Here is a 12495-nt window from a genome sequence, read left to right on the forward strand (position 1 = left end):
GCCCGTACGATCATACTTCCATAATAATCGGCAGGACCATCGGGTGTCTCCGCGTCTTTTGTGCCAAATACGGTGTGAGCGTATCAGATACGAGTTGCTTCATCTCCGACCACTTCATCTGTTTATTTGACAACCCTTGCTCGACCGTTTTCTTTAACAGACGTTCGCCGTCACGGATCAAGCTACCTGATTCACGCATATAGACGAATCCACGCGAGATGATATCCGGTCCTGAAACGAGTTTACGTGTCTTGCCATCGATACTGATGACAACGACGACAAGTCCATCTTCAGAAAGGATACGACGATCCCTTAATACAATATTCCCGATATCGCCGATTCCATTCCCATCAATGTAAACGGCGTTCGCAGAAATTTTACCAGTGACCGCAGCCGACTCAGAATCGACAGCGAGTACTTCTCCGTTATCCATGACGAAGCTATTTTCTTTCGGAATCCCGACTGATTCAGCAAGCTCCGCATGTTTCTTCAGCATGCGATACTCTCCGTGAATCGGCATAAAGAATTTCGGATTGAGGAGACGAATCATCAACAACTGTTCTTGTTGTGAACCGTGTCCAGACGTATGAATGTTCGTCAATTTCCCGTACACGACGTCAGCCCCTGCTTTATACAACTGGTCAATCGTCTTCCCGACCGAGATGGCGTTCCCCGGAATCGGAGAAGATGAGAAGATGACCGTATCTCCTGGGATGATTGACACTTGACGGTGTGTCCCGTTCGCGATACGACTAAGCGCGGCCATCGGTTCACCTTGTGAACCGGTACAAAGAATGGCAATCTCGTTCGGGTCATAGTGACGCATTTGATTCGCTTCAATGATCATCCCTTTCGGAACGTTGATGAATCCGAGTTCTTGCCCGATTGTCATAACTTTCTCCATCGAACGACCGAAAATCATGAGATGACGTCCTGTCTCAGCACACGCATCGACGACTTGTTGCAATCGATAAATGTTCGATGCGAATGTGGCGAAGATGATTCGACCGTCCGCTTTACGGAACGTCTCGCTAATCGTTCCCCCGACGACGCTCTCACTCATCGTGAAGCCTTCGACTTCCGCATTTGTCGAGTCAGACAAGAGACAGAGCACGCCTTCTTTTCCAATCTCCGCCATCTTGGCGAGGTCGGCAGGTTCACCGACTGGTGTGAAGTCGAACTTGAAGTCACCTGTATGGACGATGTTCCCTTGTGGTGTTTTGACGACAACACCGAGCGAGTTCGGAATCGAGTGCGTCGTACGGAAGAACGAAATGCTCGTTTTACGGAACTTGATGAGTGAATCCTCATCGATTTCGTGGAGTTCCGCCTCACGCAACAATCCATGCTCCTCGAGTTTTACTTTAATCAAACCAAGCGCAAGTTTTGTCGCGTAAATCGGTAACTGAACTTGCTTAAGTAAGAATGGAATCCCCCCGATATGGTCTTCGTGACCGTGCGTGATGAATACCCCTTTTACCTTGTCCTTGTTTTTAATCAAATACGAGTAATCCGGAATCACATAGTCAATCCCAAGCAAGTCATCCTCTGGGAACATGATTCCCGCATCGATGACGATGATTTCATCTTGGAATTGAACAACGTATGTGTTCTTCCCGATTTCTCCTAGTCCGCCTAATGCGAACACGGCTGTTTGGTGGTTCTTAACAAACTTCATTTAATCTCTCCTTACTTCAATTATTAATACATCTATGTGAAACATAAGTGATTCTCGAATATGTCCGTAAGATTCTTTTTTCATTATAGCTCATATCATGGCAATATTTCACTAACGATGTGATATTCGTGGTAGTTTCCCTATTTCGTGTTATCCTTTTAGTGGGATCGGAAAACATATTTTTTAGACAAAGAGAAAGAATGGTGAATCAAATGGAAGATCAAAAAGTTGTTTTTTTCGACATTGACGGCACACTCTTGCATGAAGGTAGCTATATTCCACCTTCAACGATTTCAGCGATTCAAGCGCTTCGTGAAAACGGAGTTGAGACGTTTATCGCGACGGGACGAGGACCAGCGATGTTATCGGATATCCCGGAACGAGTCGGAATCGATAGCCTTGTTTGTTACAACGGTCAAATCGTCGTGCATAAAGGTGAAATCGTATATCGTAACACGCTATCTAAAGATGCACTCGGTCGTTTGACGACTCATGCCACTTCGAACAACCATACCCTCGTCTATCTAGGACAAGATCGCGGCGGCGCTTCAAAACCGGATGACGCCATCGTCAAGCAATCTCTTGGAGAACTCGACATGCCGATTCCCGGCTTTGAACCAAACTTCCACGCAGAAGAAGACGTCTATCAGACGCTCCTTTACTGTACACCTGAAGATGAGCATCACTATCTCGACGCCTATCATGAGTTCGACTTCATCCGCTGGCATCCACATGCGATGGACGTCATCAATAAAGGTGCAAGTAAAGCCGACGGCATTCGTCACTTTATCGAAGCGAACGGTTATCGACTCGAGAATACGTACGCGTTTGGAGACGCTTTGAACGACTTGGCCATGCTCCAATATGTAGGGACAGGGATTGCCATGGGAAATGCTCGTTCTGAAGCGAAAGACGTTGCGGACTTTGTGACGAAATCGATTCTTGAAGATGGAATCGAATATGGATTGAAAGCGATGAAGTTAATCTAAAAAAAGAGACCTCTTGCGTCAAACCGCCGAGTTGGATCAATCGATTCAACGATCACGGTATCGCTCAAGAGGTCTTTTTTTATTTCGAACGTAACGTCCGTTCAAGTCTATCGAGATCGGTATCTTTTCCGATGATAATCAAAATATCTTCTGATAAGATCATCTCATCCGCCTGCGGCGAAATGAGGACATCGTCATCACGACGAATGGCGACAATGTTGACCCCATATTTTGCCCGTAAATCCAAATCGATGAGCGATTTATTCGATAACTTATCTGACGCTTTAATTTCAACAATCGAATGCTCGTTTGATAATTCCAAGTAATCCAAAATGCTCTGGCTCATCAACCCGTTTGCAATCCGAACGCCCATATCTCGTTCTGGGTGGACGATATTATCTGCACCGATGCGACGGAGAACTTTTTCATGGTAATCATTTGTCGCTTTGACAGTGATGATTTGGACGCCAAGTTCTTTTAAGATCAACGTCGTCAAAATCGAAGCTTGAATGTTTTCACCGATGGCAACGATGACGTGTTCAAAGTTACGAATCCCTAAACTCTTCAACACGTTTTCATCTGTCGTATCCGCGATTACGGCATGAGTGGCTAAACCCATAAACTCATTGACACGTTCCTCATCTGAATCGATGGCAAGAACATCGTATCCGTTTGAAGACAACTCACGGACGATCGACCCACCAAATCGCCCTAAACCAATGACTGCAAATTCACCTGTCATAATCCTACATCCCTTTCCTACACATGGTCTCTTCTTGATTCTTCGTTCAGTGTAACTGATTCCCTTTCAAAACTCTACATAAAACAAGATGGAATCTCCTTCATATGAAGGAAATCCCATCTTTTAAAGTCATGCTTTTCCGCTCGAACGTTTCCCGCGTACATAATCGTTGTCAAACAGGAACAAACGGAGCAACAAGTAGAGCGCCGGAACGAGAAGGAGCAATCCTAAGATGAATACGACGACGAGTGCCACCGCCATCGACTCGTTGACGACACTTCCATTGATATCGATATACGGATACAAGATATACGGTAAGTGTGAATATCCGTAGCCGAACCATGCCATAAAGAATTGTCCCATGACCATCAAGAAAGCAATCCCGTAATTTCGCTTCATATAAACGAATGAGACGGCAATCGCGAAGAAAAGGAAGCTCATTGCGAACCACCACCAGTTTCCTCCTAAGATGCTCTCGTAGTGCCAAGCCGCCTGCGACTTCAAACCGAAGAAGACGAGCCCAGAAGCAATAATCGTCGGAACGCTCCAGAAGAGCGCCCATTTTCTGACGAGTTCGACCGCATTTTGATCGCGTGCCTTGTCCGCATAGAACAAGAGGAACATCGCGCTAATATAGAGGACTGAAACAATCGCCAAGATGACGACTGTCCATGAATAAAAATTGGTGAACAACTTCGCGCCGTCAAAGAAGACGCCGTTTTCCGTCTCGGTGATGAATCCACCTTGACTGACCGTCAATACGGTCGACATCGAAGCTGGGATGAGTAATCCTGTGGCTCCGTAAAGGAACATATACAGCGTGCTTTCTTTCGACCCATAGTTCGCGAATGCGTAAAAGCTACCGCGAATCGCAAGTAAAATCAACACGACGGATGCCGGAACGAGTAACGCCGTTCCATAGTAATAAGCTGTATCCGGAAAGAATCCGACAATCCCGACGAAGAAGAAGACGAAAAACACATTCGTTACTTCCCAAGTCGGTGACAAATACCGTTTAACGAGACGGTTCACCAAGTGATCCCGTTTTGTATAACGGCTATAGAATGCGAAGAAGCCAGCACCGAAGTCAATCGATGCGACGATGAGATAGCCGTATAAGAACGTCCATAAGACGGCAATCCCTAACTCTTGAATTTGCATGTCATACCCTCCGATCACACTTCATCCGCAAACATCGCTTCACCACGATGTTCGGATTGTTTTAGTTCTTTCCCTACTGGGTTCTCTTTGAACAGACGTGATAGAACGACCACCGTGACTGTTCCGAGCACCGCATAGAGGATCGCGAAAGCGACAAGCATCCAACCGACATTCGCCGATGTCGTAGCTGCTTCACTCGTACGCATCAACTCATAAAGCGCCCATGGTTGACGACCAAATTCAGCGAAGAACCAACCGAATTCAATCGCTGCCATCGCAAGCGGTCCACCGGCTGCAATGGCAAAGAGCATCGGTTTACTGAACTGGTTCAAACGTTTAATATAACGCCCTAATACAAATAGGAAGGAGATGAGCGCTAGAAGCATCCCGATTCCGACCATCGCATCAAACAAGTAGTGAACAAAGAGCGGTGGCTGGTCTTCTTTCGCAAATTCATCGAGACCTGTCACTTCATAGTTCGGAACACCACCAGCAAGAATTGAAAGCGCGTAAGGAATTTTTAAGGCGCCTCGAACTTCATATCCGCCTTCACCGTCATCTTCTAACCAACCACCAAGAATCAACTCAGCCTCGGAGGAGGTTTCAAAATGCCATTCCGCTGCTGCTAATTTATCCGGCTGATATTGTGCCAAATACTTACCTGAGAAGTCTCCGACGAGTGCTGTCGCAATCGCAAAGATCAAGGCGACTGTCATCGTCAAGCGAAGACCTTTTTTATGATATTCGATTGACATCTTGTCGAGTTGATTGCGACGTTGACGTAACAACTGTACAGCTGCAATCGCTGCTAGGATGAACGCAGACGTTAGAATCGCAGACGTCAATACGTGTGCCATCTTCGTCGGCATAGCTGGACTGAACATCGCCTCAAGCGGACTGACGTTTGCCAAACGACCGTCAACGATATCAAATCCTACCGGTTGGTTCATAAAGCTGTTTACCGTTGTAATAAAGAACCCTGAGAACAATGCACCGACTGCGACCGGAATCCCGAGAAGCATGTGATGCCACGGGTTTTTAAACCGATCCCACGTGTACAAGTAAATTCCGAGGAAAATCGCTTCAAAGAAGAAAGCGAACGTCTCCATGAACAGTGGAAGTGCAATCGTTTGACCCGCAACGCGCATCAAGTTCGGCCATAATAACGAAAGCTGTAGACCAATTGCTGTACCCGTTACAACCCCAACTGCTACAGTCACGACATAACCACGTGACCACCGGCGAGCCATGAGGGTATATTTCGGGTCTTTTTTACGAATTCCTAAAAATTCTGCCAATAAGATTAAAAGTGGAACCCCGACGCCGAGTGTGGCAAAAATCACATGAAAACCTAAAGTGAGTGCCGTTAATGCTCGGCTCATCAGGACAGGATCTTGAAACATCTATTGATTACCTCCTATCTCTCTCTATCGCTTCGAACCCATGTATGAAACGACAATCACAGATGAATACCCTTCGATACTTCCATCATAATGATTTTATATTGCGCTGTAATGTCTCAATGCTCGAGTTTGCAAAATGTTCACATTTGAGCAATCGCCACAGAATTGTCGCTTTACATTCATATTTGATTCCCTCTTTGCTCACACTTCACTCTTTTTCGGGCACACTAAAAGCGGTCTCAACAAAGACCGCTTCGTGTTATTGAATCATGACTGTACGGAAATAGTGGTCAAACAATTCGATGGCTACTTCAATCGCTCGTTCGTCTGGATTGAGTGTCGATTGATGGAGACCCGACCCCATATCGTTCACACCGAGCCAAACCATGAATCCAGGAACTTGTTTCAGCATATATCCGAAGTCTTCCCCTGTCATGGCAGGAACACACGTCTTATACGAATATCCTACCTCTTCAACCGCTTCTTCGAACTGATAAAGATAGCGCTCATCGTTGACGACCTCGTGATAGCGATTGCCGAATTCAAGGTCGATCTGAACGTTATACGTCATTTCAACACCGGCGATGATCTGACGAATCCGGCTTTCAAGTACAACCATCTCCTTGTCAGATAACGCGCGTACCGTTCCATCTAACTTGGCTGTATCGGCGATGATGTTCTCTTTTGTTCCCGCTGCGACTTTCCCGATGCTGACGACCGCACTCCCCATCGGATCGATGTTACGTGACACGATGGTTTGCAGTTGCATGATGAGGGCGGCTTGGACGATGACGGCATCAATTCCTGCGTGAGGGAATGCGCCGTGCCCTCCCTTTCCATGAATCGTAATATGGAGTTCACGTGCACTTGCGAATAATACACCTGGTCTAGAAGCTACCATCCCGACCGGATATTCTGGCGCGACATGCAATCCGAATAGCGCGTCCGGACGGAAGTGATAGAACAATTCGGATTTCGCCATCGGTTCTGCCCCGCCCGGCCCTTCTTCAGCTGGTTGGAAGAAGACGACAAGATGGTGGTTGAACGGGACTTCGACCGCCCGTTTAATCAATCCGAGTGCGATGGACATATGAACATCATGACCGCACGCATGCATCATACCTTCATGAATCGATGCAAACTCCAATCCGGTCTCCTCGGTAATCGGCAACCCATCCATGTCGGCTCGGTACCCAATCGTCTTCTCCCCGACGAGACCATCCACACGTACGAAAAGACCCGTCCGCCAGTGCGTGATATGAACACGTGACGAATCAAGCGAACGAATCAGTTGTTCGAGAGTCGCTTGCGTTTTGAATTCTTCATATCCGGCTTCCGGGATTAAATGCAGTTGTCTTCTTGCTTCGATTGCCCAATTCATGATTCAGTCTCCTTCGTAACTTCTTCAACAATGTTCCAAAATGCTTGTACTTGTGCCAATTCCAACATCGATTCTGTCGACAGCATCCACGTGTCCCGAACGAGTGGAACACCACTCGAGGATGTCAACGGAATCTTGTTCATTTTATTGACATCTTTAATGGTCGACTCCGGTAATATAGCGAAGCCGATTCCGTGTAACGCCATCTGTTTACACGTTTCAATCTGATCCACGACGAGTGTGGTGAGCGGCGGGCTCGAAAAACGTTCCTGCCACCATTCTAATATTTCCTGGTAATATGTCGAGTCGCTCTTAAATTGAATAAATGAGCGTTCGTTATTTTTTAGTTGGGAGAGGTCTGTCATTTTTAAATCGACCAAGTGTAAGGAATCAGAGAACAGCTTCATGCGCTCCCCGCGCCAATCCGGATTTCCTCGAATGATACCGATATGAAAATTCTCTTCAAGCATGTAACGCATCATTTCACTCGACCATCCGGTGACTAACTTGACACGGACAGATGGATATCGCTCCACGAACGTCTTCAACACTTTCGGGAGCCAATACTGACCCATGATGGAAGCAACGGCAATCTTTAACGTGCCATATACTTCTCCCGGATTTGCTGTCAGCTCGCTGCGAAGCTCTTGTTCTTCACTGTACATTTTCTTGGCGAACTCGATGATCTTCTCCCCGTCTGGCGTCAAGGCAAGACCACGTGTCGAACGAACGAAGATCTTTTTTCCCCATTGATGTTCGATTGTCACGAGCCGTTGACTGAGCGCCGGTTGAGAGACGAATAATCGCTCCGCCGCTTTGCGCATATTCAATTCTTCTGCAAGGATAATCAACACTTCTACTTCCGATACTTGCATGACGTCACCTGTTTCTCTATCATTTGAAAGATTGTATACTGAATAAGTATTTGTTTCAATGTATCATATCATGTTTATTCATTAATTTGATTGTTAGGAGGAAATCTGATGCAACGCCATCATTTCGCCTTTATCGTTGCGACCGTCGCGACGCTTGGCAGCCTTTACTTTTCTGAAGTCATGCTCTTTTTACCGTGCAAATTGTGTTGGTTCCAACGCATCTTTATGTATCCACTTGCCATCTACTACTTGACGATCATGTTGACCGCCCGCGATGTGAATCGATTGTTTGTCGGAATCATGGCCGGCGCCGGCTGGTGTATCAGTCTTTATCACGTCATCCTAGAACGTATTCCGAACGGAGAAGCCTTCTGTACGAACGACTGTCTCATTCGCTGGGTGAATTACTTTGGTTTTGTTACCATCCCACTTCTCAGTTTTATCGCCTTTACATGTATTCTCATCATTCAATTCGTCCCATTCAAAAAAGCGTAAAACGTACAAAGGAGAAGCCGTCATCATGACAGCTTCTCCTTTTCTTATTGCCACCACTCGTCGTACAGAGAAGCAGGCATGTGGTGCTTATGACGTGAACGTTTGAAAATCGTCTCAATCCGCTCTGCAATCACCGGGTCAATGGATTTACCTTCTAAATAATCATCTAATTGGTCATATGTCATGCCGAGCGCCACTTCGTCAGGAAGTCCTGGACGACCGTCTTCTAGATCTGCTGTCGGCACTTTATAAATAACACGTTCATGTGCCTCCAGTTCATGAAGCAGCGCTTTCCCTTGACGTTTGTTCAGACCAGTCAACGGTGTGAGGTCACACGCCCCGTCTCCGTGTTTCGTGTAGAATCCCGTCACATATTCTGCTGCATGGTCTGTGCCGACGACAAGGGCACCAAACGTTGCCGCGATATCATATTGCGCCTTCATTCGTTCACGCGCTTTCGTGTTCCCTTTATGGAAGTCACTCAACTCAAGACCTGTCGCTTGTCGGAACGCTTCTACCGATGCGTCGACTGCAGGTTTGATATTGACGGTGAGCGACTTATCTGGACGGATGAACTCGAGGGCGAGTTGTGCATCATCTTCATCATGTTGTTCGCCATACGGTAATCTTACCGCGTAAAACGTGTAGTCCCCCGCATCTTCCGCTCGTAGTTCTTCCATGGCGAGCTGACACAGTTTCCCTGCCAAACTCGAGTCTTGTCCCCCTGAAATTCCGAGGACAAGTCCCTTTGCACCGGCACGTTTCACATACGCTTTCAAGAAATCGATTCGTTGACGAATTTCTGCCTGCGGATCGATGGTCGGTTTGACATGTGTTGATTCGATAATATGTTGTTGCATGAATGACCCTCCCATAATTCTCTCATTTCGTTTTATTGTCTGATAATTCACAAACCCCGTCAACTAGCGATATACAAAAGAAAGACGGAAACATTCGTTTCCGTCTCATGATTATTGAATTTGGAATGACGTCACTTCTCCACCAATCGGTGTCAATTCAAGGAATAATTTTTGACCTTCCGCTGGCGCTTCATCGAGTAACACACCAAATGTGAAGCTTCCCCCAGTCACTTCTGCCGCACCTTGAGCATATAGGTTATGCCCGTCTGACACAGACCATTCAAACTCTACTTCTTCCGTGAAGCCACTGACTTGAATCATCGTATCATTCACATCGATTGTCACATCGCGGAATGCACCATCTGTTTGCGGTTCAGATGCAGGTGTTTCTTCTGGCGTTTCTGTTGTATCCTCTTCTGGCTCTTCTACAGCTCGTTCAACAGTGAAGGACGTCTCATCCGTCACAGCGATCTCTGGTGCCCCATCGACTTGACCGAGTCCGATCACTTCGACCGAGTATTCACCAGCTGCCAATTCTAATGGGAATACTTCATCAAAGATCTTTTGTTCATCCGCTTCCCACGTCTCTTCAATAATCGATTCCGTGAACATATATTCGCTACCATAGTCAAACACGGTTTTGTCCCCTTGTTTGATAATCAATTGGAAGCGTTGTGATGAATTGAACGTCACCTTCGCCGCCTCTTCATTCGGGTTTGTCATCTTGACAGTTGCCGATAATGTATTGGCTGAAGCATCATATGCCATTTCCGTATCAAGTGTTAATGGAGCTGGTGGTTCAGACGAATCGCTATTCACTTGACTCGGTTTCGCCTCTTCTTTTCCACATGCTGCTACGACTAGTATGATTGCCGTCACGACGGCGAGTAACCAAGTTTTTTTCATGGATCCCACTCTCCTCAACAAAATAAAAAACGTCTATAGCACTAGTGTATACAATGTGCAGACGTTTGTAATGATTTCCCTTATATTATTTACCTTTTTTACGAAACTTTAGCTTGTTCCATGTACTGTTGCCAACCGGTCATGAACAACGAATCAGCGATATCGAGATCAGACCGGACTTGAGCCGAAATGGAGAACGTCTCACTATGCATCGATTCGAACGTGACGACCATCGTCTCTCCTACCACTTCTTTATAAGCTACAAGTTCAGGCGTTTCTGCAAACAACATCATAAGTATGGCTCCTTTGTTCATCTGTGATAAACCTAGTGTACCAATCTGAAACCAAGATGTAGGTCCTATCGTTCGACAGGGGAACAGTGACATTTTACCTATTGTCGAAACGCTTACATCAAATGTTAGTCAAATGGTGAAATGTGCATATAAGAGATCGAAAAAGAGAGGGATTCCGCCTTGCAGACCCCTCTCCTTTCCTGAAAATGTAAATGAAATTGATTCATCACATGTCGAACGAAACATCACTTCGTGCGGTTTGAAATTTGTTGCCATACGGTTCCGAGAGCCGTTTCTCCGCTTGTGATCCGTTCTTTTGCGAGTCGTGCCTGTAACGAAACTTCAAATTCGCGGTCTTGTTCGGCAACTGTCAAAGCTGGAACAGCGCGTTCGTCTCCACAATCGAATAAGAAACGAGCCGCACGCCAACGAACGAGTTTATTCTTGTCTTTCAGCGCTTCAATCATCGAAGGTTGAGATTGAGGTAACGCCCAATCTGAGACCGTATCCCCAGCCGTCCGCCGCACAATAGGAGAAGCGTCCACTAAGGCTTGTTCGATATATGTGACATATTCCTCACGTCGCTCTTCAAACATCCCGATCATGACGACCGCCTGTCGGCGAATCGCCATCACGGAATCTTCGAGTGCACGGCGGAAATACACCATATTTTCGTCTTGAATGTCCAATTCGTCTAAGAAAGCCATCCGGTCTTTCCAATTGTCAGATTGCAAGTGGTTCGCATTTGCTTCAAAGTCAGCCTCGCGCCCAAACGCTCGAGCCACGATACGCTCCACTCGCTCTTGGGGATAGGCAGCTTCTAACTCTTCTTGAGCGACGACACTGACCTCATCTAGTTCACCATAGCGTGGGGCTTGCTCCACCCAACGGCGGTCTTGAATGACATTCTTCACTTGTGCTTGAACTTCCATGGCCGCGTCGACGAATCGTTTCGACAGCCCGATCCGTTTTTCCTCGTCCCCTTTGACGAGTTTCAACTGCATCGGGACATCGAGCACGAACTGGACGGATACATGGACCGGTTCATAGTCTGTATCCATCTGTGCAGATTCGACTTCCTCGACTTGTTCCCCGAACGCCCGTCGAATTTCATTCATCACGTCATGCCAGTCATGTTTTGGATGACGCTCGACAGCGAGAAAATCAGATACCGCATATACGGATTTGACGCCTCGAAGCCCAACGATTTCTTGAATAATGGCTGGGGCATCCGTACTCGCTTTGTCATATGTGGTGCCTCTCCCTTCAAACGGAGGATCCACAATGATTTTCAAGTTATTCGGACTTGGTGTCGGTTCAATTGCTACTAGTTTCATCCTCATCACCTCACTCTCAATCGTGACGAAAATGACAAAAAAACGCAAGCGAGTCGCTTGCGTTCGAATCACCCATCTATTCTATTTAGAACAACGCAATAAACTGTTGGAGTGAATACGTCGTACCATCCACAGTAAACGTGTCGTCCTCTGAAATCGGTTCAAGGAAGAAACGTTTTTCACCATTCTCTTTTACGTAACCAAAAATATGATTGGATTGATAGAACAATTCAACGATCGTCATCCGTCCAAACGTCATTCCATCGTTCATTACCGCCCGATCACCTAATTCGCCGCCATTGTACAGTTCGATGTAAGTTTCCATTTTGGTGTCGCTCCTCTTGTGTTTGTTTTCACAATTCCTTTCTATCAAAC

General features: G+C 46.4%; 13 protein-coding genes. 2 read left to right on the top strand and 11 right to left on the bottom strand.

Annotation, left to right across the window (positions count from 1 at the left end; all coding sequences use genetic code 11):
- Window positions 1-10: 10 nt before the first annotated feature.
- Window positions 11-1678 carry a ribonuclease J1 gene (gene rnjA, locus KNO99_RS10755; RefSeq protein WP_015881254.1) on the bottom strand — a complete coding sequence of 556 codons (1668 nt, stop codon included), beginning with the start codon at window positions 1676-1678 and terminating at the stop codon, window positions 11-13.
- A gap of 200 nt (window positions 1679-1878) precedes the next feature.
- Here rnjA and KNO99_RS10760 point away from each other — a divergent pair, with 200 nt between their 5' ends.
- The gene (locus KNO99_RS10760; protein ID WP_214748355.1) at window positions 1879-2667 is read left to right on the top strand and encodes a Cof-type HAD-IIB family hydrolase; all 789 of its coding nucleotides are present in this window, start codon (window positions 1879-1881) and stop codon (window positions 2665-2667) included.
- A 79-nt stretch (window positions 2668-2746) separates the two neighbouring features.
- Here KNO99_RS10760 and KNO99_RS10765 read toward each other — a convergent pair whose 3' ends face one another.
- The 5 genes from KNO99_RS10765 to KNO99_RS10785 all read right to left on the bottom strand — a co-directional run bounded on the left by KNO99_RS10765 (window position 2747) and on the right by KNO99_RS10785 (window position 8229).
- Window positions 2747-3409 (bottom strand): potassium channel family protein, encoded by a 663-nt coding sequence (locus tag KNO99_RS10765; RefSeq protein ID WP_214695570.1) that lies wholly within the window; start codon window positions 3407-3409, stop codon window positions 2747-2749.
- A gap of 129 nt (window positions 3410-3538) precedes the next feature.
- Window positions 3539-4570, bottom strand: coding sequence for a cytochrome d ubiquinol oxidase subunit II (locus KNO99_RS10770; protein WP_214748358.1), 1032 nt, complete (start codon window positions 4568-4570; stop codon window positions 3539-3541).
- Between the two features lie 14 nt (window positions 4571-4584).
- On the bottom strand, window positions 4585-5973 hold the full coding sequence (locus KNO99_RS10775) for a cytochrome ubiquinol oxidase subunit I (protein WP_214695568.1): 1389 nt from the start codon (window positions 5971-5973) through the stop codon (window positions 4585-4587).
- A gap of 259 nt (window positions 5974-6232) precedes the next feature.
- Window positions 6233-7354 carry an N-acetyldiaminopimelate deacetylase gene (locus tag KNO99_RS10780; RefSeq protein WP_214748362.1) on the bottom strand — a complete coding sequence of 374 codons (1122 nt, stop codon included), beginning with the start codon at window positions 7352-7354 and terminating at the stop codon, window positions 6233-6235.
- Entirely contained in the window at window positions 7351-8229 is an 879-nt protein-coding gene (locus tag KNO99_RS10785) for a transcriptional regulator CcpC (protein WP_214748364.1), read from the bottom strand. Before KNO99_RS10785 ends, KNO99_RS10780 begins: the two co-directional genes overlap by 4 nt.
- Before the next feature lie 108 nt (window positions 8230-8337).
- On the opposite strand from KNO99_RS10785, the gene KNO99_RS10790 reads away from it, so the two are divergent.
- Window positions 8338-8724 (top strand): disulfide bond formation protein B, encoded by a 387-nt coding sequence (locus KNO99_RS10790; RefSeq protein ID WP_214748368.1) that lies wholly within the window; start codon window positions 8338-8340, stop codon window positions 8722-8724.
- 44 nt (window positions 8725-8768) lie between these two features.
- Here the strand turns inward: KNO99_RS10790 and nadE are convergent, their stop codons facing one another.
- The 5 genes from nadE to KNO99_RS10815 all read right to left on the bottom strand — a co-directional run bounded on the left by nadE (window position 8769) and on the right by KNO99_RS10815 (window position 12445).
- Window positions 8769-9584, bottom strand: a complete 816-nt coding sequence (gene nadE, locus KNO99_RS10795) for an ammonia-dependent NAD(+) synthetase (protein ID WP_214748371.1) — start codon at window positions 9582-9584, stop codon at window positions 8769-8771.
- Window positions 9585-9695: 111 nt separating this feature from the next.
- A complete protein-coding gene (locus KNO99_RS10800) occupies window positions 9696-10490 on the bottom strand; it encodes a BsuPI-related putative proteinase inhibitor (protein WP_214748374.1) in 795 nt (264 codons plus the stop codon).
- 98 nt (window positions 10491-10588) lie between these two features.
- Window positions 10589-10783, bottom strand: coding sequence for a hypothetical protein (locus KNO99_RS10805; RefSeq protein WP_214695545.1), 195 nt, complete (start codon window positions 10781-10783; stop codon window positions 10589-10591).
- Between the two features lie 245 nt (window positions 10784-11028).
- The gene (locus tag KNO99_RS10810; protein ID WP_214695543.1) at window positions 11029-12120 is read right to left on the bottom strand and encodes a virulence factor; all 1092 of its coding nucleotides are present in this window, start codon (window positions 12118-12120) and stop codon (window positions 11029-11031) included.
- Between the two features lie 85 nt (window positions 12121-12205).
- Window positions 12206-12445, bottom strand: a complete 240-nt coding sequence (locus tag KNO99_RS10815; RefSeq protein ID WP_074035023.1) for a hypothetical protein — start codon at window positions 12443-12445, stop codon at window positions 12206-12208.
- Between the last annotated feature and the right edge of the window lie 50 nt (window positions 12446-12495).

It is taken from the genome of Exiguobacterium sp. s189 (assembly GCF_018617615.1).
Taxonomy (GTDB): domain Bacteria; phylum Bacillota; class Bacilli; order Exiguobacteriales; family Exiguobacteriaceae; genus Exiguobacterium; species Exiguobacterium aestuarii_A.

Bases quoted from the DNA above. Each gene is read 5' to 3' on its own strand.
- rnjA (WP_015881254.1), bottom strand. From the start codon at position 1,678: ATGAAGTTTGTTAAGAACCACCAAACAGCCGTGTTCGCATTAGGCGGA.
- KNO99_RS10760 (WP_214748355.1), top strand. From the start codon at position 1,879: ATGGTGAATCAAATGGAAGATCAAAAAGTTGTTTTTTTCGACATTGAC.
- KNO99_RS10765 (WP_214695570.1), bottom strand. From the start codon at position 3,409: ATGACAGGTGAATTTGCAGTCATTGGTTTAGGGCGATTTGGTGGGTCG.
- KNO99_RS10770 (WP_214748358.1), bottom strand. From the start codon at position 4,570: ATGCAAATTCAAGAGTTAGGGATTGCCGTCTTATGGACGTTCTTATAC.
- KNO99_RS10775 (WP_214695568.1), bottom strand. From the start codon at position 5,973: ATGTTTCAAGATCCTGTCCTGATGAGCCGAGCATTAACGGCACTCACT.
- KNO99_RS10780 (WP_214748362.1), bottom strand. From the start codon at position 7,354: ATGAATTGGGCAATCGAAGCAAGAAGACAACTGCATTTAATCCCGGAA.
- KNO99_RS10785 (WP_214748364.1), bottom strand. From the start codon at position 8,229: ATGCAAGTATCGGAAGTAGAAGTGTTGATTATCCTTGCAGAAGAATTG.
- KNO99_RS10790 (WP_214748368.1), top strand. From the start codon at position 8,338: ATGCAACGCCATCATTTCGCCTTTATCGTTGCGACCGTCGCGACGCTT.
- nadE (WP_214748371.1), bottom strand. From the start codon at position 9,584: ATGCAACAACATATTATCGAATCAACACATGTCAAACCGACCATCGAT.
- KNO99_RS10800 (WP_214748374.1), bottom strand. From the start codon at position 10,490: ATGAAAAAAACTTGGTTACTCGCCGTCGTGACGGCAATCATACTAGTC.
- KNO99_RS10805 (WP_214695545.1), bottom strand. From the start codon at position 10,783: ATGATGTTGTTTGCAGAAACGCCTGAACTTGTAGCTTATAAAGAAGTG.
- KNO99_RS10810 (WP_214695543.1), bottom strand. From the start codon at position 12,120: ATGAAACTAGTAGCAATTGAACCGACACCAAGTCCGAATAACTTGAAA.
- KNO99_RS10815 (WP_074035023.1), bottom strand. From the start codon at position 12,445: ATGGAAACTTACATCGAACTGTACAATGGCGGCGAATTAGGTGATCGG.